The 25825-nt window shown below is 74.3% G+C and carries 22 protein-coding genes; 17 read left to right on the top strand and 5 right to left on the bottom strand.

All coding sequences use genetic code 11. The features are described 5' to 3' along the window. Positions 1-5 precede the first annotated feature (5 nt). Genes FHU33_RS14205 through FHU33_RS14195 form a run of 3 tightly spaced genes read right to left on the bottom strand, consistent with a single transcriptional unit; the run spans position 6 to position 4750 of the window. On the bottom strand, positions 6-2378 hold the full coding sequence (locus FHU33_RS14205; protein WP_142025923.1) for a transglutaminase TgpA family protein: 2373 nt from the start codon (positions 2376-2378) through the stop codon (positions 6-8). After that, positions 2375-3760, bottom strand: a complete 1386-nt coding sequence (locus FHU33_RS14200) for a DUF58 domain-containing protein (protein ID WP_142025922.1) — start codon at positions 3758-3760, stop codon at positions 2375-2377. Before FHU33_RS14200 ends, FHU33_RS14205 begins: the two co-directional genes overlap by 4 nt. Positions 3761-3766: 6 nt before the next feature. Further along, on the bottom strand, positions 3767-4750 hold the full coding sequence (locus tag FHU33_RS14195; protein WP_211355133.1) for an AAA family ATPase: 984 nt from the start codon (positions 4748-4750) through the stop codon (positions 3767-3769). Positions 4751-5019: 269 nt separating this feature from the next. Here FHU33_RS14195 and mraZ point away from each other — a divergent pair, with 269 nt between their 5' ends. From mraZ to wag31, 17 genes are all read left to right on the top strand, one after another. Then, positions 5020-5454, top strand: coding sequence for a division/cell wall cluster transcriptional repressor MraZ (mraZ, locus tag FHU33_RS14190; RefSeq protein WP_142025921.1), 435 nt, complete (start codon positions 5020-5022; stop codon positions 5452-5454). A gap of 376 nt (positions 5455-5830) precedes the next feature. Further along, entirely contained in the window at positions 5831-6814 is a 984-nt protein-coding gene (gene rsmH / locus FHU33_RS14185; protein ID WP_142025920.1) for a 16S rRNA (cytosine(1402)-N(4))-methyltransferase RsmH, read from the top strand. Then, complete coding sequence (gene ftsL, locus FHU33_RS14180) at positions 6811-7293, top strand: cell division protein FtsL (protein ID WP_142025919.1); 483 nt, start codon at positions 6811-6813, stop codon at positions 7291-7293. Before rsmH ends, ftsL begins: the two co-directional genes overlap by 4 nt. A gap of 3 nt (positions 7294-7296) precedes the next feature. Then, entirely contained in the window at positions 7297-9141 is a 1845-nt protein-coding gene (locus FHU33_RS14175; RefSeq protein WP_142025918.1) for a peptidoglycan D,D-transpeptidase FtsI family protein, read from the top strand. A gap of 115 nt (positions 9142-9256) precedes the next feature. Further along, complete coding sequence (locus FHU33_RS14170) at positions 9257-10855, top strand: UDP-N-acetylmuramoyl-L-alanyl-D-glutamate--2,6-diaminopimelate ligase (protein WP_142025917.1); 1599 nt, start codon at positions 9257-9259, stop codon at positions 10853-10855. Next, positions 10852-12246, top strand: a complete 1395-nt coding sequence (locus tag FHU33_RS14165) for a UDP-N-acetylmuramoyl-tripeptide--D-alanyl-D-alanine ligase (RefSeq protein WP_142025916.1) — start codon at positions 10852-10854, stop codon at positions 12244-12246. The genes FHU33_RS14170 and FHU33_RS14165 overlap by 4 nt, the downstream gene beginning before the upstream one ends. After that, positions 12243-13322: a phospho-N-acetylmuramoyl-pentapeptide-transferase gene (mraY, locus tag FHU33_RS14160; RefSeq protein ID WP_142025915.1), complete on the top strand. Its 1080-nt coding sequence runs from the start codon at positions 12243-12245 to the stop codon at positions 13320-13322. The genes FHU33_RS14165 and mraY overlap by 4 nt, the downstream gene beginning before the upstream one ends. A gap of 238 nt (positions 13323-13560) precedes the next feature. Next, positions 13561-14985, top strand: coding sequence for a putative lipid II flippase FtsW (gene ftsW / locus FHU33_RS14155; RefSeq protein WP_142025914.1), 1425 nt, complete (start codon positions 13561-13563; stop codon positions 14983-14985). Continuing rightward, entirely contained in the window at positions 14982-16076 is a 1095-nt protein-coding gene (murG, locus tag FHU33_RS14150) for an undecaprenyldiphospho-muramoylpentapeptide beta-N-acetylglucosaminyltransferase (protein WP_142025913.1), read from the top strand. The genes ftsW and murG overlap by 4 nt, the downstream gene beginning before the upstream one ends. A gap of 94 nt (positions 16077-16170) precedes the next feature. After that, on the top strand, positions 16171-17634 hold the full coding sequence (gene murC / locus FHU33_RS14145) for a UDP-N-acetylmuramate--L-alanine ligase (RefSeq protein ID WP_142025912.1): 1464 nt from the start codon (positions 16171-16173) through the stop codon (positions 17632-17634). Further along, entirely contained in the window at positions 17631-18527 is an 897-nt protein-coding gene (locus tag FHU33_RS14140; RefSeq protein WP_246063617.1) for a cell division protein FtsQ/DivIB, read from the top strand. The genes murC and FHU33_RS14140 overlap by 4 nt, the downstream gene beginning before the upstream one ends. Before the next feature lie 430 nt (positions 18528-18957). Further along, positions 18958-20262 carry a cell division protein FtsZ gene (gene ftsZ / locus FHU33_RS14135; protein ID WP_142025911.1) on the top strand — a complete coding sequence of 435 codons (1305 nt, stop codon included), beginning with the start codon at positions 18958-18960 and terminating at the stop codon, positions 20260-20262. A 28-nt stretch (positions 20263-20290) separates the two neighbouring features. Continuing rightward, positions 20291-21022 carry a peptidoglycan editing factor PgeF gene (gene pgeF, locus FHU33_RS14130; protein ID WP_142025910.1) on the top strand — a complete coding sequence of 244 codons (732 nt, stop codon included), beginning with the start codon at positions 20291-20293 and terminating at the stop codon, positions 21020-21022. A gap of 41 nt (positions 21023-21063) precedes the next feature. Further along, complete coding sequence (locus FHU33_RS14125) at positions 21064-21858, top strand: YggS family pyridoxal phosphate-dependent enzyme (RefSeq protein WP_142025909.1); 795 nt, start codon at positions 21064-21066, stop codon at positions 21856-21858. Positions 21859-21883: 25 nt separating this feature from the next. Continuing rightward, positions 21884-22636, top strand: a complete 753-nt coding sequence (locus FHU33_RS14120) for a cell division protein SepF (protein WP_142025908.1) — start codon at positions 21884-21886, stop codon at positions 22634-22636. Between the two features lie 83 nt (positions 22637-22719). Next, positions 22720-23013 (top strand): YggT family protein, encoded by a 294-nt coding sequence (locus tag FHU33_RS14115; RefSeq protein ID WP_142025907.1) that lies wholly within the window; start codon positions 22720-22722, stop codon positions 23011-23013. Between the two features lie 72 nt (positions 23014-23085). Continuing rightward, a complete protein-coding gene (gene wag31, locus FHU33_RS14110) occupies positions 23086-23805 on the top strand; it encodes a DivIVA-like cell division protein Wag31 (RefSeq protein WP_142025906.1) in 720 nt (239 codons plus the stop codon). A gap of 61 nt (positions 23806-23866) precedes the next feature. Here wag31 and FHU33_RS14105 read toward each other — a convergent pair whose 3' ends face one another. Beyond that, the gene (locus FHU33_RS14105; protein WP_142025905.1) at positions 23867-24790 is read right to left on the bottom strand and encodes a carbohydrate ABC transporter permease; all 924 of its coding nucleotides are present in this window, start codon (positions 24788-24790) and stop codon (positions 23867-23869) included. Further along, a complete protein-coding gene (locus FHU33_RS14100) occupies positions 24787-25776 on the bottom strand; it encodes a carbohydrate ABC transporter permease (RefSeq protein ID WP_211355132.1) in 990 nt (329 codons plus the stop codon). The genes FHU33_RS14105 and FHU33_RS14100 overlap by 4 nt, the downstream gene beginning before the upstream one ends. Positions 25777-25825: the final 49 nt, after the last annotated feature.

Here is a 25825-nt window from a genome sequence, read left to right as displayed (position 1 = left end):
GATGCTCAGGCCGGGCGGGTCCACCGGCGGAGCAGGAACCGGCGAGGGACCCTCCGGGCCACCGCGGTGGCCAGCCGGCTCCCGGCGCCGCTGACCAGGGACGCCGGCCAGAGCCGGGCGCGCAGGCGGGCGCCGCGGGGCAGGGTGGCCAGCAGCCCCCGCCGGGCGGTCTGCACGGCGTCGGCCAGGTCGGGGTGCACGCGCTGATCGGCGGCCGGCCCGTAGCTGGCGGACTCCTCGGCCAGGGCCAGCCGCAGCACCGCGTCGGCGCCCTCGCCGGGCGTGCCGGTCCGGCCCAGGACGGCTCCCAGCTCGCGGGCGGTCCGCCGTGGGGTCCACGTCGGCTGTGTCGGCACACCGACGTCCAGCGCGGTGGCGGTCAGTTCGTCCCATAGGGCCCCGGCCGTCCCGGTCGCGATCCGGCGCCGGCGCTGGAGGGTGCGCGTCGCGGCCGGCGACGCCACGAGCCCACCGACGAGCACGGCGAGACCGACGGCGCCCAGCAGGGGCCACAGCGCGTCCTCGGCACCCTGACCCTGCTGCGCCCCAGGCGCCCCACCCTCGGCGAGATCCCGGGGGGCGGAGGGCAGCGGCTGCGACGGCGCCGTCGGCACGGGGACCGCCGCCCGGTCGTCGGTCCGGTCCTCCTCGCCGGCGCGGGGCGCCCACGGCAGGTCGACGGCGCGGTCCCGGGCGATGGGCGTCGGGTCGAAGGGCACCCAGCCGAGGTCCTGGAAGTACACCTCGACCCAGGCGTGGGCGTCGTCGCTGGTGACCAGCCGGCTGCCGTCCTCCTGCTCGGTGCCCGGCGTGTACCCCAGGGCCACCCGCGCCGGCACCCCGGCTGCCCGCACCATGACCGCCATCGCGCCGGCGTACTGCTCGCAGTAGCCGCGGCGCAGGCGCAGGAAGTCCACGAGGTCGTCTCCGGTGGTGCCCGGTGAGGTGGAGAGGCTGTAGATGAAGCCGTTGTCCCGGTCGGTCAGGAAGTTCTGGATGCTGCGCACGCGCTCGTAGGGGGTGCTCGCCCCCGCGGTCACCTCGGCGAGCAGGTCGGTCACCCGGGGGTCGAGCAGCGGGAGAGCGGTGAAGAGCTGCTGCACCGGGTCGTCGGGGCTCAGCTGGCCCGCCCCGGCCAGCTGGGCGGCCGTCGGGCGCGGCTCGCTGGCGGTCACCGTGTAGCTCAGGCCCCCGCTGGTCACCTCGCGGCCGTAGACCGTGCCCGTCGCAGGGTCGAACCGCCATCCGTCGGCGCCTCCCTGGCTCTCGTCGTCCAGGCGGACCGATTGGGGGGAGAAGAGCGTCGGCAGGAACCGGTCGTCGTGCTCGAGGACCCGGATCGTCGCGGTGACCGGCCGGGCCGTCTGGCGGCCCGGCAGGGGCGCCAGACGGTCGTCGTCGGCGATGGACTCCTCACCGCTGAGGTTGGAGAGCGTCCAGCCGGACTCGTCGTCGTACTCGTCGATGGCGACGGCGCGCAGGTAGCCGGGATCCTCCACCGTGGTCTCCAGCCGCAGCAGGTCGATCGGCTCGGGAAGGGTCAGCTGCCCCTGCATCGTGGCGACCGGATCGATGGACGTGCCGGTGGCGCCCCCTGATCCGCCGCCGAAGCCCGTGGCCAGCGAACCCTCGGCGAGCGTGGGCACCAGGGACCCGAGGACCAGGCCGGCGGCCAGGGCCGCGAGCCCGATCCGCACGGCGGTCCGCCCTCCGGTGCCGCCGCTACGGCGGCTCGTGCGCCCGGCCGAGGCCAGCCGGCTCCGCTGGTCGCTCCACATCAGCAGGGCGAGGCCGGCGGCCGGGGCGGCCAGCGCCACCAGCCCGATGCCGCCGGTGACCGTGGCCACCGGCACGCAGTACAGGACGAGCAGACCGAGCCCCGCGAGGGTCGCCTGCCGCCCCGCGACGGTCACCAGGTCCACGAGGACGGCGATCAGCCCGACGAAGAATACCGTGAGCGAGAGCAGGCCGGTCAGTGGCAGGGCCGGGGTGGCCTGCTCGCGGAGCTCGGCGGAGCCGTCGGCGAAGACCGCGACCAGCTGCTCGAGGCTCGCGGACGTCGGAACCACCCCCGCGATCGCCTCCGCGGGGGCGAACAGCGCGGTGAGGACGGCCAGGACGAGCAGCAGCTGACCCACCGGCACGAGTGCGACGCCGAGCGCCGACACCCGGGCCGAAGGGGCGCCTCCACGCAGGGGGCCCGCCCACAGTGCCCTGGCTCCGGTGCGCAGCAGGAGCCCACCGGCCAGGACGGTGAGGACGACGGCGAGCACCGGACCCACCCATGCGCCCGAGGTGTAGACCGGGGTGAGCGCCGCAGCGCCCAGGAACGTGGCCACCGCGGCGGCCACGGCGGGACGGACGTCCTGGTCGGTCATGCGCGAGTCCCGTGGAGCTCCGCGACGGTCGTCGTCTCCGCCTGCAGCGGTCCACCGAGCTCGGCCCACACCTCGGCGACGGTCCGGTCCGCGCGGGCCACGGCCACCCGCCAGCCGGCCGTCCGCAACAGGGTCGCGGCGTCCTCCCGCGCAGCGGCCAGCGCGCCGCGGGAGGCGGTCGACATCCGTCGGCCACGGCCGGGCGCGGGGGCGACCCAGCTCTCGATGTCGGTCAGGATCGCCAGGTCCGTCGTGGGGCCCGTCCGGCTGCGGATGAGCTCGACCACGTCGTCGGGGCCGACCGCCCCGAGCAGGCAGACGACCGGCCCGTCGCCGGCGGCCCGGCACACCTGCTCCACGCCGACGCCCAGGCCGGAGTGCCGGGACGGGCCGATCGCGGCCAACCGGTCGAGGAGGTCCTCGGCGCCGAGCCGGCCGCGCCCGGAGGCCGGCACGAGCTCCCCGGTGTCGGTGACGGCGCGGAGGGCCGCGCCTCTGCGGCCCAGCTCCGTCCCGATGCTCGCCGCGGCCTCCACGACCCACTCCAGGCTGTCCACCGGCGGGGCGTCGTCCCCGGCCGGGCCGATCCGGACCGCGTCGGCCGTCCGGACGCGCGGGGCGACGACGTGCGCACGGGCGCGCGTGTCGACCAGCAGGGTGGCCTGGGCCCGCCACGGCCGCTCCTCGAGCCGGACCATGAGCTCGCCGGTGCGGGCGGTCGCGCGCCAGTGCACCTTCCGGAGGTCGTCGCCCTGGCGGTACTCCCGGATGCTCACGTCGTCCTCGCCGTGCACGGCGATCGTGCGCCGGGAGCCCTCGCCGCCCCCGCCGTGCCCGCCGGCCGGCCCGTCGGTCCCGAGCGGTCGGACCCGGGGGACGACGAGCAGCGGTGCGCTGTCGGCGCCGACGGCGCTGCGCTCGACCAGCCCGAACGGGTCGACCAGCCGCAGCCGCAGGGGGCCGAGCACGTGCCGCCCCCGCCGGGCACCGTGCACCCGGTAGGACAGCGCCGTGCGCGCACCCGGGGCGAGCCGTTCGACGAGGAAGCGGGGGGAGGAGCCCAGGTCGGCGGGCAGCTGCTCGGTCAGCAACCAGAGCCCACCGGTGCGGGTGTCGGAGTTGGTCAGCTCGAGCACCACGTCCGCCGTCTCGCCGCGGGGCACCCGTGGTGGGGTGACGGTGCGCCGGGCGCTGATCCGGAACCGCTGCCGGGCCACCGCCACCGCGGACAGCAGGGGCAGCGCGAGGGTGAACACCGCGAGCTGCACCAGCGGCCGCTCGCCGAGCAGGGCGCCGACCAGCAGCAGCGTCGCCGCGGCCGCGACCACGCACCGCCCGCGGACGGTCAGGGAGGAGAGCACCCGGCCAGCCTGCGTCGGCACGGTGGCTCAGCGCCCGCGGGGAACCGGGACGGTGGACAGCAGCTCGGCGACGATCTGCTCGGGGCCGCGCCGGCCGAGCGCGGCGTCGGCGGTCAGGAGCAGGCGGTGCGCCAGGACCGGTGCGGCGAGCAGCTGGACGTCGTCGGGCAGCACGTGGTCGCGTCCGGACAGCGCCGCCGAGGCGCGGGCCGCCCGCAGGAGCTGGAGCCCGGCCCGCGGCGAGGCGCCCAGGCGCAGGTGCGGGGACCGCCGCGAGGCCTCCACCAGCCCGACGACGTAGCGCCGGACGGCGTCGGAGACGTAGAGGGTGCCCACGGCGTGCACCAGGTCGCGCACCGTGGCGGCGTCGGCGACCGGGGTGAGGGAGGCGAGCGGATCGGTGGTCGACCGCTCGTCGAGCATCGCCAGCTCGGCGTCCCGACCGGGATAGCCCATGGACACCCGTGCGGTGAAGCGGTCGCGCTGTGCCTCGGGGAGCGGGTAGGTCCCCTCCATCTCGAGCGGGTTCTGCGTCGCCATCACCATGAACGGCCGGGCCAGCTCGTAGCTGACGCCGTCCACGGTGACCTGGCGCTCCTCCATGCACTCGAGGAGGGCCGACTGCGTCTTGGGGGAGGCGCGGTTGATCTCGTCGGCGACGACGATGTTGGCGAAGACCGCGCCCGGCTTGAACTCGAACGCCCGCGACTCCTGGTCGTAGACCGCCACCCCGGTGACGTCGCTGGGCAGCAGGTCGGGCGTGAACTGGATCCGCCGCACCGAGGCATCCACCGAGGCGGCCAGCGCCTTGGCCAGGGTGGTCTTCCCGACCCCGGGCACGTCCTCGATCAGCAGGTGGCCCTCGGCGAGAAGTACCACCATCGCCAGCCGGACCACGTCGTCCTTGCCCTGGACCACGCGGCCGATGTTGGCCGCGATACCAGCCCCGACCGCGGCGACGTCGACCGACGGACCGGCCGCTCCGTCGGCGGTGCGTGTCGCCTCCGTCACGTCCCCACCGTACGTGGCGGAACCGGATCTGGACCGGAGCCCGCCCCCGCTCCCCACCGCACCCCACGCCGGAGGCCGGTTCCGCCCCGTGACCTGCGCCGTCGGGCTCCGGGCGTCCCGGCTCGGCCCCCGTGGGGGAGCAGGTCACGACACGGCGTCGAGTGGTGTCGAGTGGGGGCTGGTGGGTTACTGTGTCGCCCGGTGGGGAGGCAGGGGCCGACCAGGGGTCGCTGCGGAGCCAGTGGAGGACAGATGCAGGGGGTGATCCGGTGTTCGTCGGCAGCTACCCGTTGCGGCTCGACGAGAAGGGCCGGCTCGCCCTCCCCGTCCGCTTCCGCGACCAGGTGGCCGACGGCATGGTGATCAAGAAGGGCCAGGAGCGCTGCATCTACGGCCTCACCATGAACCGGGTCGCCGAGCAGAGCGCCGCGATGGCCGCGATGGCGCCGTCGGACACCGCCCGGGCGCGCATGGCCGCCCGCATGAGCTTCGGGTCGATGGTCGAGATCGAGCCGGACAAGACCGGCCGCATCACCATCCCCGCGAGCCTCCGCGAGTACGCCGGGCTGGACCGCGACGTCGTCATCGTCGGCGTGGACACCCGCTTCGAGATCTGGGACGCCGCCAACTGGGAGGCCTACGTGGCCGAACTGGAGGCCGCCTACGCCGACCTGGAGAGCGAGGGGATGCCGACGCTGTCGTGATCCCCGGGATCGCCTCCTCCCGCCAGAGCGGGCCTCTCGAGGACGCCTCCTCCGTTCGAGCCGCCTTCCCCGCGGCTCGACCGGCCCGGGCCCCAGCCGCCTTCCCCGCGGCTCGGTCCCGCGTCCTCGCAGAGCTCGCCACGCGGGTGGGCGGACCACCCCGCCCCCGCGGGACGCCACCTGACGCTCTTCCCCGACGCCAGGCGGCCCCGCGGGGGGCGGGCTCCCCCCGGGCGCAGAACTCCCGCCCCCACTCCGCCCCACTGTCTCCTCCCCGCCCCACCACCCCCAGCGGAACCGTTGCGTCCCACTTTCGGGTCCGGCCGCGCGGCACCATTCCGGGAAGCAACCCCGGACCGTTCGAGAGGCAGCGACGATGAGCAGCACCGAGGCGCCGGAGCCCGGCCGCCCGGTGCACGTGCCCGTCCTCCTCGAGCGGGTCACCGACCTCCTCGCCCCCGCCTGCTCCGCCGACGGCGCCGTCCTGGTCGACGCCACCCTGGGGCTGGCCGGGCACGCCCTCGCGATGCTCGACGCCCACCCCGGCCTCCGGCTGATCGGCCTGGACCGCGACCCCGAGGCGCGCGCCGAAGCCGCCCGGCGGATCGAGGCCGCAGGTCACGTCGACCGCGCCACCCTGGTGCCCGCCGTCTTCGACGAGCTGCCCGACGTGCTCGCCCGCCTGGGCATCGACGAGGTCCAGGGGGTCCTGTTCGACCTCGGTGTCTCCTCGCTGCAGCTGGACCGCCCCGACCGCGGCTTCAGCTACTCCGCCGACGCCCCGCTGGACATGCGGATGGACCCGGAGACACCGCGCACCGCCGCCGACATCGTCAACACCTACTCGCCGAAGGAGCTCGCCCGCGTCCTCCGGGTCTACGGCGAGGAGCGCTTCGCCTCCCGCATCGCCGCGGCCATCGAGCGCGAGCGGGCCCGGGAGCCGTTCACCAGCACCGGCCGCCTCGCCGAGCTCGTCCGCGAGTCGATCCCGGCCGCCACCCGCCGCACCGGAGGGCACCCGGCGAAGCGGACGTTCCAGGCGCTGCGCATCGAGGTCAACGACGAGCTCGGCGTGCTCGAGCGGGCGCTGCCGGCGGCGATCGAGGCCCTCGCCGTCGGCGGGCGGGTCGTCGTTCTCACCTTCCACTCCCTCGAGGACCGGATCGTCAAGCAGACCCTCGCCGCCGAGGCGGTCGACCGCACCCCACCGGAGTTCCCCCTGCCGGTGCCCGAGCTGGGACCGGTCCTGCGCCTGCTCACCCGCGGCGGCGAGGCTGCCTCGGCCGACGAGCTCGCCGCCAACCCCCGGGCCGCGTCCGCGCGAGTCCGCGCCGCCGAACGCATCCGGAGGGCCGCATGACCCGCGCCACCGCCCGAGTCCCCGGCGTCGCCGGACCGCGCACCGGTGCCCGGACCACACCCCGCCCCGACCTGCGCCTGGTCCCCGGCATCCCCAGCGTGCGGTCGCGGCGCCGGGCGCCCCGCGCGCTGCGTTCCCCGCGCGCGCCCTTCGTGCTGCTGGTCGTGGCGATGCTGGTCGGCACCACGCTGGGCCTGCTGATCCTCAACACCGCGATCGCGGTCGACTCCCTCCAGGCCACCGAGCTGCGGGCGGACAACGCCGCCCGGGCCCAGGAGGTGCAGCGGCTCGAGCAGCAGGTCGTCAGCGGCGGCACGCCCGCCGAGATCGCGGCGGCAGCGGTCGCGGCCGGCCTGGTCCCGGCCGGCCCGGCCGCCTACCTCGTCATCGACCCCGACGGCGGGTCCGTGCTGCGCGGCAGCCCCGCTCCGGCCCCTGCTTTGGAAGGCGCTCCGGCCGCACCCGGGGACGGGAACTGACACGTGCCGAACACCGGCCCAGGGAGTGGTGGGGCGGGTCCGCGGTCGGTCGGCCGCGCGACCGGCCGGCCCGGCCCGTTCACGCCCCGGCGCACCCCGGGCAGCAGGCGCAGCGACGTCGGCCTGTCGATGGGCCAGCGCAGCCTCCGCAACCGGTGGGGTCTCGCCATCATGATCACCCTGCTCGTCCTCGTCGTCGGCAAGCTGGCCCACCTGCAGGGAGTGGACGGCGCGGACTACGCCAATGCGGCCGAGCAGGACCGGCTGCGGACCTTCTCCGTGGCCGCTCTCCGGGGGGCGGTGCTGGACCGCGACGGCAACCCCTTCGCCTACACCGTCGACGCGTCCCGGGTGGTCGCCGACCCCACCGTCGTCCGCGACCCGGAGCGCACCGCACTGGCCCTGACGACGTTGCTGGGCGTCCCGGTCCCGGAACTGACCGGGAAACTCTCGGAAGAAGGGCGGTACGTCGTCCTGGCCGCGCAGGTCCCGCCGGAGACGACCGACGCCATCGAGGCGCTGGAGCTGCCGGGGATCGTGCTCCAGGACGACCCCGTCCGGCTCTACCCGGCAGGCACCGTGGGCGGTCAGGTCATCGGGTTCGTGGGGCACGACGGCGCGGGTCTCGCCGGTATCGAGCAGACGTTCCAGGACGAGCTCGCGGGCACCCCCGGTGAGCGCCGGGTCGAGGTGGGCAGCGGCGGCCATCCCATCCCGTCGGGCATCGACGAGTCCACGCCCGCGACCGACGGCGACTCGGTGAACCTGACCATCGACCAGGACCTGCAGTACGTGACCGAGCAGCGGCTGGGGGAGGCGTGTGCCGACGGCGCGACGACCCGCGCCTCCGCCGTCGTCCTCGACGTCCGAACGGCCGAGGTGGTCGCCATGGGCTCGTGCCCCGGCTACGACCCGGGCAACTACTCGGCGACCGATCCCGACCTGCTCGGCAACCCCATCGTGTCCAGCGTGTTCGAGCCCGGATCGGTCATGAAGGCCGTCACGCTCTCGGCCGCCCTCGAAGAAGGGGTGGCCGAGCCGGACACCGTCCTGTCCGTCGACGGGCAGATCCAGGCAGGCGACCGGGTGGTCTCCGACGCGTCCAACCACGAGCCGGTCGACTGGACGGTCACCGGGATCCTGGCCAAGTCGAGCAACGTCGGCACGATCATGCTGGCCCGCGAGGTGGGGAACCAGAAGCTGGGGGAGTACCTGCGCGCCTTCGGCATCGGCGAGGCCACCGGCATCGAGCTGCCGGGAGAGAGCGCGGGCATCCTGCAGGACTCCGACGACTGGAGCGGCATCCGCGCCGCGAACGTCGCGATCGGCCAGGGCGTGTCGGTGACGACGCTGCAGATGGCCTCGGTCTTCCAGACCATCGCCAACGACGGGGTGCGGATCCCCCCGCGCGTCGTCGACTCGCTCACCGGCCCCGACGGCCGGGCCGCCGAGACCCCGGACCCCGAGGGCACCCGGGTCATCAGCGAGGAGACCGCCGACGACATGGCCTACATGCTCGAGGCGGTGGTCGGGCCCGGCGGCACCGCGCCGCTCGGCCAGATCGAGGGCTTCCGGGTGGCCGGGAAGACCGGCACCGCCCAGCGGGCCAACCCCGAGTGCAACTGCTACGCCGGCGGTGGGTACGTGACCACCTTCGTCGGCTTCGCGCCGGCCGACGACCCCCAGTACGTGGTGGCCGTCGACCTCGAGCGCCCGACGAGCAATGCCGAGGGCGGGCAGGTGGCGGCGCCGGTGTTCGCCGACATCCTGCGCTTCGCCCTGACCGCCGACGGCGTCGTCCCCTCGGGGACCGCCCGGCCGGACTTCGCGCTCACCGGCACCCCCTGAACCCGACCCCGCATCCGGCCGGCCCTGCGGCGGCGGGCACTTCCGCACTGCCCGCGGACGACGGTCCGGCCGAGGTGCGCGGTCCGACCGGCGCCCGCCGGTAGATTGGAGCCCCGTGACCCCGACCGACGGCGGGTCGGCGCCCCGGCCCGCGGGGGACCGACCGCAGGCCAGCGCACTGACCCTGGCCGACCTGGCCGATCTCGTGGGCGTGCCCGTCGCCGGCACTCCCGATCAGGCCCCGCTGATCACCGGCGTGACCCTCGCGTCCACCGAGGTGCGGACGGGGAACCTCTACGCGGCCCTGCCCGGTGCGCGGACGCACGGCGCGTGCTTCGCCGCCGACGCGGCCCAGCGGGGTGCCGTCGCCGTCCTCACCGACCCGACGGGCCTCGAGGCCGCCCGCGGCACCGGCCTGCCGATCTGCGTCGTCGAGGATCCGCGGGCCCTCCTCGGCGTGGTCGCCGACCGCGTGTACGGCGGCCCCAGCCGGGACCTGACGGTCATCGGCATCACCGGCACGAACGGCAAGACCACCACCGCCTACCTGGTCGAGGCGGGCCTGGCCGAGGCCGGGCTGGGCACCGGGTTGATCGGCACCGTGCAGACGCGGACCCGTGGCCGGGACGCCGACGGCTCGCCCACCGTCACGGCCCTCCCGAGCGTCCGGACCACCCCTGAGGCGCCGGCCCTGCACGCACTGCTCGCCACGATGGCCGGCTCGGGGGTCTCGGCGGTGGTCATGGAGGTCTCCAGCCACGCCCTGGTGCTCGGCCGGGTGGGCGGCGTGCGGTTCGCCGCCGCCGGCTTCACCAACCTGGGCCGCGACCACCTGGACTTCCACGGCGACCTCGAGGACTACTTCCAGGCCAAGGCGATGCTCTTCGACGGCCGGGCCGGCCGCGAGGTGATCACCGTGGACGACGACGGTGGCCGCCGCCTGGCCGGGCTGCGACCCGACGCCGGCACGGTGTCGATCGAGGGCTCCTCCGACCGGGCTGCCGACTGGGTCGCCTCGGACGTCTCGGCCGCCCCCGACGGTGGCTCGACCTTCACGCTGGCCGGGCCCGGCGGGCGCACCTGGCCGGCGCGCGTCCGGCTGCCGGGGCGCTTCAACGTGGCCAACGCCGTCCTGGCGGTGGCGCTGCTCGACGCCGTCGGGATCCCCGTCGAGACGGCGCTGACCGGCATCGCCGCGACCGTGGTGCCCGGTCGCATGGAGCCCGTGGACGCCGGCCAGCCGTTCGTGGCCGTCGTCGACTACGCGCACACGCCGGACGCCGTCACGACCGCCCTGGCCGCGCTGCGCGGCGCCACGGGCGGCCGGCTGATCACCGTGCTCGGATGCGGAGGCGACCGCGACCCGGGCAAGCGGCCCGCGATGGGCGCGGCCGCCGCGGCCGGCAGCGACGTCCTGGTGGTCACCGACGACAACCCGCGCTCGGAGGACGCCGCGGCGATCCGCGCCGCGATGCTCGCCGGGGTGGAGGACGTGCCGCCGGATCGTCGGGCGGAGGTCCACGAGGTCGCAGGACGGCGGGAGGCGCTGGCGGCGGCCGTCGCGCTGGCCCGGCCGGGCGACACGCTGATGGTGGCCGGGAAGGGACACGAGACCGGCCAGGAGGTCGCCGGCACCGTGCACCCGTTCGACGACCGCGAGGTGCTCCGCGAGGTCATCGGCGGGACCACGGCCGCCCTGGAGACTTCGGCATGATCGAGCTGACCCTGCGCGAGGTGGCGGCGCTCGCCGGTGGGGCCCTGACCGTGCCCGCCGACGCTCGGGTCACCGGGAAGGTGACGCTGGACTCGCGCGCCGTCGCACCGGGCGACCTGTTCGTGGCGGTCGTCGGCGAGCGGGTCGACGGCCACGACTTCCTCGGCGCCGCGGCGGCGGCCGGTGCGGTGGGCGCGCTCGCCACCCGGGCCGACGACGCACTGCCCACGGTGGTGGTCGACGACCCGGTCGTGGCGCTGGGCCGGCTGGCGGCGGGCGTCCACGCCCGGCTGGCCGCCGGGGGACTGCGGACGCTGGGCATCACCGGTTCCTCGGGCAAGACCTCCACCAAGGACCTGCTGGGCCAGGTGCTCGCCGCGGCCGGGCCGACGGTGAGCCCGCCCGGCTCCTACAACAACGACATCGGCCTGCCGCTCACGGTGCTCGACGCCGACGGGACGACCCGGTTCCTGGTGCTCGAGATGGGGGCGCGCGGTCCGGGGCACATCGCCCGGCTGTGCCGGATCGCTCCGCCCGGGATCGGCGTGGTGCTCAACGTGGGGTCCGCGCACCTGGGCGAGTTCGGCACCCCCGAGGGGACGGCGCAGGCGAAGGGCGAGCTGGTCGAGGCGCTGCCCGAGGAGGGCACCGCCGTGCTCAACGCCGAGGACCCGCGCGTGCTCGGCATGGCGGCGCGCACGCGCGCCCGGGTGGTCACGACCGGCCGGGGCGCCGACGCCGACGTGCGGGCGACCGGCGTGACGCTGGACGACGCCGCCCGGCCCCGCTTCACGCTGGTTACCGCGGGGGAGGAGCACCCGGTCGCGCTGCAGGTGGCCGGCGAGCACCAGGTGGCCAACGCGCTGTCGGCTGCCGGCGCCGCGATGGCCGCCGGGATGCGCCCGGCCGACGTCGCCACCGCCCTGTCGGGCGCCACCGCCCGCAGCCGCTGGCGCATGGAGGTCGACCGGCGCGCCGACGGGGTGACCGTCGTCAACGACGCCTACAACGCCAACCCCGAGTCGATGCGGGCCGCCCTCGCGGCGCTCACCGGCCTGCCCGCGGCCCGGCGGATCGCCGTGCTCGGGGCGATGGGGGAGCTGGGCCCCGACGCGCCGGCCGAGCACGAGCGGCTGGGCCGGGACGCGGCGGACGCCGGGGTCGACCTGATCGTTGCCGTGGGTGCCGATGCGGTAGGCATAGCGGAGGGTGCGGCAGCCGCCGGCCGCCGCGCAGGAGAGGAGTCGGTGCACGTGCCGGACCGGGCCGCTGCCCGTGAGCTGCTCTCGGAGGTGCTCCGTCCAGGTGACGTCGTCCTCGTGAAGGCCAGCCGCGCCTACGGGCTGGAGCTGCTCGCCGCCGACCTGCTGACGACCGGGACCGGCGCATGAGGTCGGTCCTGATCGCGGCGGGGTTCAGCATGATCATCTCGATCCTGCTCACGCCGCTGGCCATCCGTGCCTTCCGCCGGCAGGGGCTGGGTCAGGAGATCCGGGACGACGGCCCCGAGAGCCACCTGTCGAAGAAGGGCACGCCCACGATGGGCGGCACGGTGATCGTCGGGGCGACCGTCGGCGGCTACGTCGCCGCGCACCTCTTCCTCGCCGACCAGGACAACTGGGGCTTCACCGCCAGCGGGCTGCTGCTGCTGTTCCTGATGGTCGGCATGGGCACGGTCGGGTTCCTCGACGACTACCTCAAGATCCGGCACCGCCGGAGCCTGGGGCTCAACAAGACCGCCAAGCTCGTCGGCCAGCTGGTCGTCGGCGTGGCGTTCGCGGTGCTGGCGATCAACTTCCCGAACACCGTCGGCGTCACGCCGGCGTCCACGGTCGTCTCCTACGTCCGGGACATCGCCCCGTTCGCGCTGGGCACGGTTGCCTTCGTGATCCTGGCGTACCTGTTCATCGCCGGGTTCTCCAACGCGGTGAACCTCACCGACGGCCTCGACGGACTGGCGGCGGGCTGCTCGGCGATGGTGTTCGCCTCCTACGTCTTCATCTCCTTCTGGCAGTTCACCCACGACTGCGCCAACGAGCTGATCGAGGGCTGCTACACCGTGCGGGACCCGTTGGACGTCACCCTGGTGGCCGCCGCGGGACTGGGCGCCTGTCTGGGCTTCCTGTGGTGGAACACCAGCCCGGCCCGGATCTTCATGGGAGACACCGGCTCGCTGGCCCTCGGCGGGCTGCTGTCGGGTCTGGCGATCGTGACCCGTACGGAGCTGCTGCTCGTGGTCCTGGGCGGTCTGTTCGTCGCCGTCACGCTCTCGGTGGTCATCCAGGTGGCCTTCTTCCGTGCCACCCGCCGGCGGGTGTTCCGCATGGCGCCGCTGCACCACCACTTCGAGCTCGCCGGCTGGACGGAGAACACCGTCATCGTGCGGTTCTGGCTGGTGACGGCGATGGCCGTGGCGTTCGGGATCGGCCTGTTCTATGCCGACTGGCTGAGCTTCGTCGGACTGTGACCGGCCGATCACAGCGCCGCCGTCGATCTGCCCTCCTGCCGCGACACGCGCCGGGGATCGGCCTGGCCGGGGCCCTCAGCAGCGACGATGGGGCCATGTGGGCGGACGGGTCGGGCGGGCTCCGGTGACCGCCGGTACCCGCACTCGGTCTCCGGAGCGGTCCGCCCGGGACCGGGCCGCCCCGTCCCGCCCCGAGCGCCCGCCGCGGTTCCGCGGCCCGGCATGGCTCGACGGGCCCATGACCAGCTCGCACCTGGTCCTGGGTCCGGCCGGGCTGCTCCTGGCCATCGGCCTGGTCATGGTCTTCTCCGCCTCCTCGATCGAGGCGGCCCTCGACGACCAGTCCGCCTGGGCGCCGGGCGTGCAGCAGGTGGTCTGGGCGGGTCTGGGCCTGATCGCGATGCTCATCGCCCTGCGCCTGCCGACGGGCCTGATCCGCCGCTGGTCGCCGATCGGCCTGCTCGTGGTCGTCGCGATGCTCGTGCTCGTCCTCGTGCCGGGGATCGGCGTGGAGCTCAACGGGGCCCGGCAGTGGTTCGACCTGGGCTTCGCGCTCCTGCAGCCCTCGGAGATCGCCAAGCTCGTGTTCGCGCTCTGGGGTGCGCACGTCCTCGCCCTGCGCGAGCGCTACCTGACGACGACGTCCCTGCTGGTGCCGGTGCTGCCGGTCTTCGGGGTCCTGGCGGTGCTGCTGATCGCCGAGCCGGACTTCGGCGGCGTCGTCAGCCTCGGCCTGGTCCTCGTCGGACTGCTCTGGGCCGGGGGGATGCCCCTGAAGTACTTCGGCGTGTTCCTGGGCGCGGCGGCGCTCCTGGCCGCCGTCATGGTCTGGGCCGCCCCCTACCGGATGGCGCGCGTCACCTCGTTCCTCGACCCGTTCGCCGATCCCAGCGACAGCGGCTTCCAGGCGATCCGCAGCATGTACGCGCTGGCCACCGGCGGCTTCTGGGGCGTCGGTCTGGGCAACAGCGCGATGAAGTGGAACATCCTGCCCGAGGCCGAGTCCGACTTCATCTTCGCGATCATCGGCGAGGAGCTCGGCTTCCTCGGTTGCCTGGTCGTGATCGCGCTGTACGGCGTCCTGGCCTGGGCCGGCTTCCGCATCGCCTGGCGTTCGGCCGACCGGTTCGTGCAGCTGGCCTGCGTCGGCATCACGGTCTGGCTCGTCGGCCAGGCGGCGATGAACATGGGTTACGTCGTCGGGCTCCTGCCGGTGACCGGGGTGACCCTGCCGCTCATCTCGGCGGGCGGCACGTCCCTCATCCTGACGCTGTTCATCGTCGGGCTGCTCGCTCGCTTCGCCCGGTCCGAGCCCGCCGCGATCGAGTTCCAGCGCGCGCAGTCCCGTGGCCGGCTGGCCCGGCTGCTGCTGCCCGTGCCGGCGGCCGCCGTCGACCCGGTCCGGCCGCGCCGCCTGCCGGCGGACCGCGAGCCCGCCCGGACGGTCGCCGGTGGCGGACGCACCGTCCTGCACCCGCGGTCCGGTCCGCCGCGGCGGGTCCCGCCGCGGGCCGTACCCCTCGAGCGAGGTGCCGCCCGCAGCGCCGCGGAGTCCCGTGGGCGGGTCGTCCAGCCTCGCGAGCGGCGACCCGCCGGAGCGGGGAGCGCCCGCCGGCAGGCGCCGCCGTCCGGGGCACCGCGCCGGCCCGGAGGCGCTCGATGAGCGTCTCCCCGAGCGTCGTCCTGGCCGGTGGCGGTACCGCCGGCCACATCGAGCCGATGCTGGCCCTGGCCGACGCGCTGCGCCGCCGGGACCCGGACCTGCGGATCACCTGCCTGGGCACCGCCCGCGGCATGGAGACCCGGCTGGTCCCCGCCCGTGGGTACGACCTGCGGCTGATCCCGCCGGTGCCCCTGCCCCGGAAGCCGACGGTGGACCTGCTGCGCGTGCCGGGCCGGGTCCGCCGGGCAGTGGCCGAGACCCGCGCGCTGCTGGAGGAGCTGTCCGCCGACGTCGTGGCCGGCTTCGGTGGCTACGTCGCGTTGCCGGCCTACCTGGCGGCCCGGCGGGCAGGGGTGCCGATCGTGGTGCACGAGCAGAACGCGCTGCCGGGACTGGCCAACCGCATCGGTGCCCGGCTGGCCGCACGGGTCGCGGTGACCGCGCCCGGCACGCCGCTGCACCGCGGTGAGCACGTCGGGATGCCGTTGCGCACGGCCATCGGCTCGCTGGACCGCGCGGCCCGCCGCGCGGAGGCGCGGGCCGCGTTCGGCCTGGACGCCGACCGGCCCACGCTCCTGGTGTTCGGCGGGTCGCAGGGCGCGCAGACGCTGAACCGGGCGGCCGTCGCGGCGGCCGACGCGCTCACGGACGCCGGCATCCAGGTGCTGCACGCCCGTGGGCCCAGGAACACGCACGTGACTGTCCCGGCGCGCCCCGCGGGTAGTGCCCCCTACGTGCTCGTCGACTACCTGGAACGCATGGATCTCGCCTACGCCGCCGCCGACCTCGCACTCTGCCGGTCCGGGGCGGTCACCGTCGCCGAGCTGTCGGCCGTCGGTCTGCCCGCGGCCTTCGTGCCGCTGCCCATCGGCAACGGCGAGCAGCGGCGCAACGCGCTCCCGGTCGTCGAGGCCGGGGGCGGGCTGCTGGTCGAGGACGGCGACCTCGACGCGGGCTGGATCACCGGCAAGCTGACGCCCCTGCTGACCGATCCGGCTGCGCTCGCCGGGTACGCCCGTCACGCCGCTGCCGCCGGGGTGGCCGACGCCGACGACCGGCTGGCCGGGATCGTGCTCGAAGTGGCCCGATGAGCGCCGCGAGAACGACGGGCGAGCGAGGAGCGGAGCGACCGCGGAGGCGGCCGGGGGCGTCGAGCGAGGAGCGGAACGAGTCCGGAGTCGAGCGATGAGCGCCGCGGACGTGGCGGCGTGGACCGATCCGGTCCCGACGCCGGCGGAGCTGGGCGCCGTGCACTTCGTCGGGATCGGGGGCGCCGGGATGAGCGGGATCGCCCGCATCCTGCTGGCCCGCGGCGTCCGCGTCTCGGGCAGCGATCGCCGCGACACCCCGACGCTGCTGGCGCTGCGGGCACTGGGGGCCGAGGTGGCCCTCGGGCACGACGCCGCGAACATCGCCGGGGCGGACACCGTGGTCGTCTCGACGGCCATCCGCCCCGACAACGCGGAGCTGGCCGCGGCCCGGGAGCGTGGCCTCCGCGTGCTGCCGCGCGCAGTGGCCCTGGCCGCCGTCATGGCCGGGCGGCGCAGCGTGGCCGTGGCCGGCACGCACGGGAAGACCTCCACCACGTCGATGCTGACCGTCGCCGTCCAGGCGTGCGGTGTCGACCCTTCCTTCGCGATCGGCGGCGACCTCAACGAGTCCGGTAGCAACGCGCACGCCGGGGAGGGCGACATCTTCGTCGCAGAGGCCGACGAGAGCGACCGGTCGTTCCTGCTCCTGGCGCCGTTCAGCGCCATCGTCACCAACGTCGAGGCCGACCACCTGGACAACTACGGCGACCTGGCGGCGGTCGAAGCCGCGTTCGACCGGTTCCTGCAGACCCTCGACCCCGCGGGCTTCCTCGTCGTCTGCGCCGACGACCCGGGCGCCGCCCGGCTGCGGACGGTCCCCACCCCGGCCCGGCTGCGCACCTACGGGCTGACCGGCGACGCCGACCTGCGACTCACCGGCCTGGAGGTCGGCCCGGACGCCACCAGCTACACCGCCACCCTCGACGGGACCGAGCTCGGCCGGGTCGCGATCCAGGTGCCCGGCGAGCACATGGCGCTCAACAGCGCCGCCGCCCTCCTGGCCGGTCTGGAACTCGGCCTGCCCGTCGCCGACCTGATCGAGGGCCTGGGCCGCTTCGGCGGCGTGCACCGCCGGTTCGAGCTCAAGGGCGTCGTCGGGGGTGTGCGCGTCTACGACGACTACGCCCACCACCCGACCGAGGTCACCGCGCAGCTGAAGGCGGCTCGCGCCGTCGCCCGGGAGGGGCGCCTGGTCGTCGCCTTCCAGCCGCACCTCTACAGCCGGACCCAGGAGTTCGCCGAGGGCTTCGGGCAGGCCCTGGGCCTGGCCGACGAGGTCGTGGTGATGGACGTGTACGGCGCCCGGGAGGACCCGGTCCCCGGCGTCACCGGCGCCATGGTCGCCGACGCGGTGCCCCTGCCACCGGGCCGGGTGCTGTTCGAGCCCTCCTGGTCGGCCGCCGCTCCGGCGCTGGCCGCGCGGGCCCGGCCCGGCGACCTGGTGATGACCATGGGCGCCGGTGACGTGTCGATGGTGGGACCGGAGGTGCTGAAGGCGCTGGCGGCCGACGACGGCGACGGGATCGCGGACGGCGTCGCGGAGGACCGGGAGCGGTGAGCCGCTCGGGGACCACGACGCGGGACCGCGGCGGACCGTCCCGGCGGCGAGGGAGCCGGAACGGTGACCGGCAGACGTCGGCCGGAGCCGAGCGGCAGGCCCGGGGACGTCGGGGGCGCGAGCGGCACGGCAACCAGCGGGCCGGCAGCACCCGGCGTGCCGCCACGCCGGTCACCCCACTGCCCCGCCGGCGTGGGCGTCCGCACCGGCGCAACCGTCGCGCACTGCAGGCGGCGGTGGCCCTGGTCGCCGTCGGCGTCCTCGCCTGGCTGCTGCTCGCCGGGCCGGTGCTCGCGGTGCGCGACGTGCACGTGGACGGGCTGGTCACCCTCCCCGCCGATCAGGTGCAGGAGGTCGCCGGCATCGGCGACGGGACGCCGCTGCTGCGCGTCGACGTCGAGGCCGCCGAGGTGCGGGTGGCCCGGCTGCCGCAGGTCGCCGAGGTGGAGGTCACCCGGAACTGGCCCGACAGCGTCGTCATCACCGTCGTGGAACGGGTGCCGGTCGCCGTTGTCGGCGAGCCGGGACGCCGGTCGCTCGTCGACGCCGAGGGCGTGCTCTTCGACATGGTGACCGGCAGCACCCCCGACGGGGTCGTGCCGCTCGATGTCGCCTCGCCCGGGCCGCAGGATCCGGCCACGCTCGCCGGCATCGCCGCGGTGAGCGCGCTGCCGGCCGACGTCCGGGCCCAGGTGTCCGGGGCGGCCGCGGCCTCTCCCGACGACATCTCGCTGACGCTGACCGACGGGACGCTCGTGCGCTGGGGCGACGCGTCGGAGTCGCGGGCGAAATCCGCGGCGCTGGTCGGGCTGCTCGAGGAGATCGACGCCGGCGGCCTCGAGCCGGCCGGGACGATCGACGTCAGCACCCCCGACGCGGTGGTGCTCCGCTAGGAGAAGGACCCCGCGTCCCCCCATCCCTCGCACGCTCGGGCGGGCCCCTGACGCGGGGCCGTTCCATCCGCTGCCGGTCGCGGACGGTGTGCCCGCGGTTCCGGACCGCTCCACCGGGCCTGGCGGACCGACACGCCGCGGTCCGCGACACGCCCGACACGCAACATCTCTTTTGCGAGTTCCCGACCCAGGGAGCTCACAGGGTCTGCACCCCGGCATGAGACGTTTTCGGGGCGGGTCGTCACAGCTAGTGGTGTCGATGTGACCAACGGGTCGCCAGGGAACGGTGCGAAACGAGGCTACCGACACGCCGACCCGCGGAGGGTGCTTGTAGGGCCTCTCCGGGCCCACCTAACTTCATCTCCGTCGACCGAGTTGACATAACTGTAAGGCTGAACTTGAGGATGAGGGTCCAGTTGGGGAGCGCCGCATGACACCTCCGCACAACTATCTAGCGGTCATCAAGGTCGTCGGCATCGGCGGCGGCGGGGTGAACGCGGTCAATCGCATGATCGAGGTCGGCCTCAAGGGGGTCGAGTTCATCGCGATCAACACCGACGCGCAGGCGCTGCTGATGAGCGACGCCGACGTCAAGCTCGACGTCGGCCGTGAGCTCACCCGTGGCCTGGGCGCCGGCGCCCAGCCCGACGTGGGCCGTCAGGCCGCCGAGGACCACCGCGAGGAGATCGAGGAGGTCCTCAAGGGGGCCGACATGGTCTTCGTGACGGCGGGCGAGGGCGGCGGCACCGGTACCGGTGGGGCGCCCGTCGTGGCATCCATCGCGCGCAAGCTCGGCGCCCTGACCATCGGCGTGGTCACCCGCCCGTTCGCCTTCGAGGGCAAGCGGCGCGCGGTCCAGGCCGAGTCGGGCATCGAGGAGCTGCGCAACGAGTGCGACACGCTGATCGTGATCCCGAACGACCGGCTGCTGCAGCTGGGCGATCGCAACGTCAGCGTGATGGACGCCTTCCGCACCGCCGACCAGGTGCTGCTGTCCGGTGTCCAGGGCATCACCGACCTGATCACCACGCCCGGCCTGATCAACCTGGACTTCGCCGACGTGAAGTCGGTGATGTCGGGGGCGGGCTCGGCGCTGATGGGCATCGGCAGCGCGCGCGGCGACAATCGCGCGCTGCTGGCCGCCGAGCAGGCGATCGCCAGCCCGCTGCTCGAGGCGTCGATGGAGGGCGCCCACGGGGTGCTCCTCTCGATCTCCGGGGGCTCGGACCTGGGCCTGTTCGAGATCAACGAGGCGGCCTCGCTGGTGTCCGACGCCGCGCACGCCGACGCCAACATCATCTTCGGCGCCGTCATCGACGACGCCCTCGGTGACGAGGTGCGGGTCACCGTCATCGCCGCCGGCTTCGACAGCGGCCGTCCCACCCGCAAGGACGCCACCACCGCCGGAGTCGTCGGTGGGGCACCGGCAGGGGCTGCCGCCGCACCCGCCGGCCTGCCGCCGTACCGGCGGCCGATGACCCCGGCGGCCAACCAGCCGGCGGGGGAGCGGCGGGTCGTCCCGCAGGCGACCCAGGCAGCACCTGCCGCGCCGGCGAACGACGCCGCCCCGGCGGGGCCCGCGGCGACGTCGTCCCGTCCCGCCCCGGCGGTGAACGGCGGGGGCATCACCGTGCCTCCGCTGCCGCCGATCCCGGGGCCGGTCGCCGGGCGGCGCCCGCTGTCCAACGAGGACTTCGAGGAAGAGCTGGACATCCCGGAGTTCCTCAAGCAGTGAGCGGCACGCGTGCAGCCAGGGCTGCCGGATGAGCTCCACCCCGGCCGCCCCGCCGGCGGTACGGCCCCGACGGGTCGTCACCGACCGGCGGGGCGGCCGGTCCCGTTCTCCGTACGACTCCTTCAACCTCGGCGACCACGTCGGCGACGACGCGGCCGACGTCGCCGCCAACCGCAGCCGGGTCGCGCGCGAACTGTCCGTGCCCGAGGACCGGCTGGTCTGGATGTCGCAGGTGCACGGCACCGGCGTCGCGATCGTCGACGGGCCCCCGAGCGGTCCGGTGCCCGACACCGACGCGCTCGTGACCGCCACGCCCGGCCTGGTCCTCTGTGTCCTCGTCGCCGACTGCGTCCCGGTGTTGCTGGCCGAGCACGACACCGGTGTGGTCGCCGCTGTGCACGCCGGCCGCGAGGGGGTCCGGCGGGGAGTGCTGCCCGCCGCCCTCTCGACCATGGCGAGCCTGGGAGCCCGTGCGCGGCACGTGACGGCGCTGCTCGGCCCCGCGGTGTGCGGTGCCTGCTACGAGGTCCCGGAGCACATGCAGGCCGACGTCGCCCGCGTCGCGCCGTCCGCCGCGGTGCCGACCCGGCGCGGGACCCCCGGTCTCGACCTTCGGGCCGGCGTCGAGGAGATCCTCCGCAGGGCAGGGATCCCGGAGGTGGTCCAGGACCCCCGGTGCACCGTGGAGGACCCGCATCTGTTCTCCCATCGACGCGACGGCGTCACCGGGCGGCAGGCCGGCATCGTCTGGCTCGGCTGAATCACGGTCGGGCGCTTCCTCCGGGCTGGGAGGATGCGGGCATGGCCGGACTCGAAGAGAACCTGCACGCGGTCCGGGTGCGCATCGCCGCCGCCGCGCGGGCGGCCGGGCGGGACCCGTCCTCGGTGCACCTGCTGGCGGTCAGCAAGACCTGGCCGGCCGCGGACGTGCGCGCTCTGGCCGCCCTGGGGCAACGGGACTTCGGCGAGAACCGCGCCCAGGAGCTGCAGGAGAAGTCGGCCGAACTCCCCGACGTGCCGCTGCGCTGGCACTTCGTCGGGCAGCTCCAGCGCAACAAGGCCGCCGCCGTGGCCCGGCTCGGCGCGGTGGTGCACTCGGTCGACCGCGCGTCCCTGGTCGGCGTCCTGGACCGGGCCGGCCAGGAGCGGGAAGAGGAGCCGATCGAGGTGTTCCTCCAGGTCGACCTCGGCGGTGCGCCCGGGGCAGCGGCGGCGCGTGGTGGGGCTTCCCCGGCCGACGTGCCGGCCCTGGCCGACCTCGTGGGCGACGCCGCCGGCCTGCGGCTGCGCGGCCTCATGGCGGTGGCCCCGCGTGGGGAGGACCCGCGCGATGCCTTCGACCGCCTCGCCGTGCTGGCGGCGCAGGTGCGGGCCGACCATCCCGAGGCCGACGAGCTCTCCGCCGGCATGAGCGGGGACCTGGAAGCGGCGATCGCGGCCGGCGCCACGCTCGTGCGTGTCGGAACCGCGCTCTTCGGGGATCGGCCCCTACCCTGCGACCAGACCAGAACTCACCAGCCACACGAGTCACACCGGTCACCCGGTCCTCGGGAGCATCCCGCGGACCCGGCCGATCGCACTCAGACGCGACGCTGAGGACGCCAGCAGAGGGGGAGGTCCGATGGCCGGAGCCATGCGGAGGATGGGTATCTACCTGGGGCTCGTCGAGGACGACGACGCCCGCGGCTACGGCCGGTACGACGCCCGCCAGTCCGAGCACCCGGAGCACGACCGTCGCTACGGCGGTCGCTACGCCGACGACCGGTACGACGACCACTACGACGACGAGTACGCGGGTCGCGGATACGTCGACGAGGACCTCGAGGACGAGCTCCCCGCGACCCGCGAGCCCGAGCCCCTCCCCGTCCGCCGCGAGCGCGCCGGGCGCCCGATCGGTCTCGCCCCGGCGGGCGCCGGTGCGGGCCCGGCCCGGATCGGCGCCATGGGCGGTTCCGCGATGGGCGGTGGCTCGGCCATGGGCGGTGGCGGCGGCGCCGCCATGGGCAGCGGCCCGGTGGGTGCCACCGCGGCCAAGCTCGCCGTCCGTGAGCCGGTCGCCGTCGTCGCCGAGCCGGCCCCCGCGCCGACGCCGCAGCCCTACCGGATCACCACGCTGCATCCGCGCACCTACAACGAGGCGCGGATCATCGGCGAGCGGTTCCGGGACGGGATGCCGGTCATCATGAACCTGACGGAGATGGACGACTCCGACGCCAAGCGGCTCGTCGACTTCGCCGCGGGACTGTCCTTCGGACTGCGCGGTAGTATCGAGCGCGTCACGGCCAAGGTGTTCCTGCTCAGTCCGCAGAACGTCGACGTGACGGCCGAGGACAAGGCCCGGATCCGCGAAGGCGGCTTCTTCAACCAGTCCTGAGGCCAGGCGGTAGGTGAGGCGCGCTCCCGGAGCTCGCGCGACTGTGGACACGGCACGCGAGGTGCCCCGAACGAACGAGGACCGTGGCTCTCTTCTGGCAGATCGTCTCGTCGGTGCTGCTCGTCTTCCTCGTCCTGCTCTTCGCGCGGTTCGTCGTCGACTGGGTGATGGTGCTGGCCCGTAGCTGGCGCCCCACCGGCCTCGTCGCCGCAGGCCTCGAGGTCGTCTACACCACGACCGACCCTCCGCTGAAGGCGGTCCGGAAGGTCATCCCACCACTGAACCTGGGGTCCATCCGACTGGACCTCGGGTTTATGGTGCTGTTGATCGCCGTGCTGATCCTCCGGAGCATCACGCAGTCGCTCGCCTATGCCTGAGCCCATCGGGACCAGAGCCGCCGCCCGTCCGAGAACGTCCCTGTTCCCGCCGTCCGACCCGAGGTGACCCCGATGCCACTCACGCCTGCCGACGTGCACAACGTCGTCTTCAAGAAGCCGCCCATCGGCAAGCGGGGCTACGACGAGGACGAGGTCGACGCATTCCTCGACGTCGTGGAAGCCGAGCTCGCCCGGCTCATCGAGGAGAACAACGAGCTGCGGGCCGGTGTGGGTCGCGGCGGCCGCATGGACGAGGCGCCTGCGCCGGCCCCGGCCCCGGTGGCCGCTCCGCCTCCGCCGGTGCAGCAGCCCCGCGAGGACGACAGCGCCCGCGCCTCCCGCATGCTCGCCCTGGCCACCGAGACGGCGGACCGCTACGTCAACGAGGCCAAGGCGCAGGCCGAGCAGATGCTCACCGGTGCCAAGACCAACAGCGAGCGGCTGATGTCCGACGCCCGCGCCAAGAGCGAGCAGATGGTCGCCGAGGCCAAGCACCGCGCCGAGTCCATGGTGACCGAGGCGCGCACCCGGGCCGAGACGATGGAGCGGGAGTCCCGCTCGAAGGCCGCCAGCCTCGAGCAGGACGCCGAGCGCCGGCACGTCGAGGCGATGAGCGGTCTGGAGGAGAAGCGCAGCAGCCTGGAGCGCAAGATCGAGGAGCTGCGGACCTTCGAGCGCGAGTACCGCACGCGGTTGCGGTCCTACCTCGAGTCGCACCTGCGCGACCTCGACAGCCGCGGCTCGGCCGAGCCCGCGGGGGCCAACCGGCAGAACCAGCACGCACCCGCCTGACGAAGTACCCACGCGAAGGGGCCCTGGACCGTATGGTCCAGGGCCCCTTCGTCGTACTCCGTCAGCCCTTGACGCTGCCGGCCAGGAGCCCGCGGACGAAGTACCGCTGCAGGGCGAGGAAGACCAGCAGGGGCAGCACCATGGAGACGAAGGCGCCCGCCGCGAGCAGGTACCAGTCCGAGCCCCGGGTACCGGCGAGCTCGGCCACCCGCACCGTCAGGGGGACGACGTCCGGGGCGCCACCGGCGAAGGTGAGCGCGACGAGCAGGTCGTTCCACACCCAGAGGAACTGGAAGACGCCGAAGGCGGCGATCGCCGGGGTGAGCAGCGGCAGCAGCACCTGGAAGAAGATCTTCACGTGGCCCGCGCCGTCCATGCGGGCCGCCTCCACCAGCGAGGCCGGGATCTCCTTCATGAAGTTGTGCAGCAGGAAGACCGCCAGCGGCAGCGCGAAGATCGAGTGCGACAACCAGATGGTCCAGAAGGAGCCTGCCAGCCCGGTGTCGACGTAGAGCGTCAGCAACGGGATGAGCGTCACCTGGATCGGCACGACCTGCAGCGCGAAGACCGCGACGAACAGGATGCTGCGGCCGCGGAACGGGATCCAGGCGAAGGCGTAGGCCGCCAGCAGCGCCAGGGTGATCGGGATGACCACCGCGGGCAGCGTGATGACCAGCGAGTTGACGAAGAGCGAGGCGAAGTTGGTCTGCCCGCCGTAGAGCACCTCGTTGTAGTTGTCGAGGGTGAACTGCGGATCGGTGAACGCGGTCCACCAGCCCGTACGGCGGATGTCGAGCTCCGGCCGGAACGAGGTGATCAGCAGGCCGAGAGTGGGCACCGTCCAGAGGACGGCGATGACGATCGCGATGACCGAGGCAGCGGGGGAACTGAGCTTGTTCTTCGCCTTCGCCGCTCGGCGCTCGGTGCGGGAGACCTTCCGATCCGTAGGAGGAACCGGGGCCATGACGGGGGTCGTCGTGGTCATCGGATCTCCTCGCTCAGGCGCAGCTGGCGGACGTTGTAGGCGACGATCGGGATCACCAGCACGAACAGCAGCACCGCGAGGGCCGCGCCGAGGCCGAAGTTGAACTGTCGGAACGACTGCGTGTAGAACTCGTTGGCCACGACGCTGGTGTTGAACTGCCCGCCGGTCATGGTCCGGACCACGTCGAAGACCTTGAGCGTGACGATCGCGACCGTGGTGAGGACGACCACCAGCGCGGGCCGGATGCTGGGCACCGTGACGTAGCGGAACATCTGCACGCCGCTCACCCCGTCGAGCCGGGCGGCCTCGACGATGTCGTCGGGGATCGCCTTGATCGCGGCCGACAGCACGGTCATCGCGAAGCCGGCCTGGATCCAGATCATGACGACGATCAGGTACACCGTGTTCGACGGTGCGTTCAGGAGGAACTGCTGCGGCTCCATCCCGACCATCGTCAGCAGCTTGTTGAGCAGGCCGATCTGGTTCACCCCGGGCTGGTCGGGGCGGAACTCGTAGACGAACTTCCAGATGACGCCGGCGCCGACCATGGAGATGGCCATCGGCAGGAAGACGAGGGCCTTGGCCAGCGACTCGAACCGGGTGCGGTCGACCAGGTAGGCGTACACCAGGCCGAGCGCGGTGGTGACCAGCGGCACCAGCACGACCCACAGGACGGTGTTGCGCAGGACGGTCTGGAAGTTGTCGGTCGTGAAGACCGTGACGTAGTTGTCGAACCCGACGAAGTTCGAGCCGTCGCGGTCGTAGAACGAACCGCGGACGGTCTCCAGGGCGGGGTACACCAGGCCGATCAGGAGCAGCAGGACCGTGGGACCGAGGAAGCCGGCGGCGACAACCCAGGTCGGCACCCGTTTCGGCCGGTCCACCATGAACAGGATGGCTCCCATCACGGCGGCGAACAGCAGGATGGCGACCACCATCAGGGCGAGCTTGTGCCCCGTGGTGGTCGCGTCGAGGAACCACTGCACCGCTGACGACCTCTCCTCGGAAACGGGCCTGCCGGGGGATCGCGGCGGC

Source organism: Blastococcus colisei, from assembly GCF_006717095.1.
Lineage (GTDB): Bacteria > Actinomycetota > Actinomycetes > Mycobacteriales > Geodermatophilaceae > Blastococcus_B > Blastococcus_B colisei.
The sequence above is the reverse complement of the archived record's forward strand: the minus strand, read 5'-3'. Positions and strand labels throughout refer to the sequence as shown.

Excerpts from the sequence above, each read along its gene's own strand:
- murC (WP_142025912.1), top strand. The coding sequence starts at position 16,171 with ATGAGCGCCGCGGACGTGGCGGCGTGGACCGATCCGGTCCCGACGCCG.
- murG (WP_142025913.1), top strand. The coding sequence starts at position 14,982 with ATGAGCGTCTCCCCGAGCGTCGTCCTGGCCGGTGGCGGTACCGCCGGC.
- FHU33_RS14205 (WP_142025923.1), bottom strand. The coding sequence starts at position 2,378 with ATGACCGACCAGGACGTCCGTCCCGCCGTGGCCGCCGCGGTGGCCACG.
- wag31 (WP_142025906.1), top strand. The coding sequence starts at position 23,086 with ATGCCACTCACGCCTGCCGACGTGCACAACGTCGTCTTCAAGAAGCCG.
- mraY (WP_142025915.1), top strand. The coding sequence starts at position 12,243 with ATGAGGTCGGTCCTGATCGCGGCGGGGTTCAGCATGATCATCTCGATC.
- ftsW (WP_142025914.1), top strand. The coding sequence starts at position 13,561 with ATGACCAGCTCGCACCTGGTCCTGGGTCCGGCCGGGCTGCTCCTGGCC.
- ftsZ (WP_142025911.1), top strand. The coding sequence starts at position 18,958 with ATGACACCTCCGCACAACTATCTAGCGGTCATCAAGGTCGTCGGCATC.
- pgeF (WP_142025910.1), top strand. The coding sequence starts at position 20,291 with ATGAGCTCCACCCCGGCCGCCCCGCCGGCGGTACGGCCCCGACGGGTC.
- rsmH (WP_142025920.1), top strand. The coding sequence starts at position 5,831 with ATGAGCAGCACCGAGGCGCCGGAGCCCGGCCGCCCGGTGCACGTGCCC.
- FHU33_RS14125 (WP_142025909.1), top strand. The coding sequence starts at position 21,064 with ATGGCCGGACTCGAAGAGAACCTGCACGCGGTCCGGGTGCGCATCGCC.
- FHU33_RS14165 (WP_142025916.1), top strand. The coding sequence starts at position 10,852 with ATGATCGAGCTGACCCTGCGCGAGGTGGCGGCGCTCGCCGGTGGGGCC.
- ftsL (WP_142025919.1), top strand. The coding sequence starts at position 6,811 with ATGACCCGCGCCACCGCCCGAGTCCCCGGCGTCGCCGGACCGCGCACC.
- FHU33_RS14120 (WP_142025908.1), top strand. The coding sequence starts at position 21,884 with ATGGCCGGAGCCATGCGGAGGATGGGTATCTACCTGGGGCTCGTCGAG.
- FHU33_RS14105 (WP_142025905.1), bottom strand. The coding sequence starts at position 24,790 with ATGACCACGACGACCCCCGTCATGGCCCCGGTTCCTCCTACGGATCGG.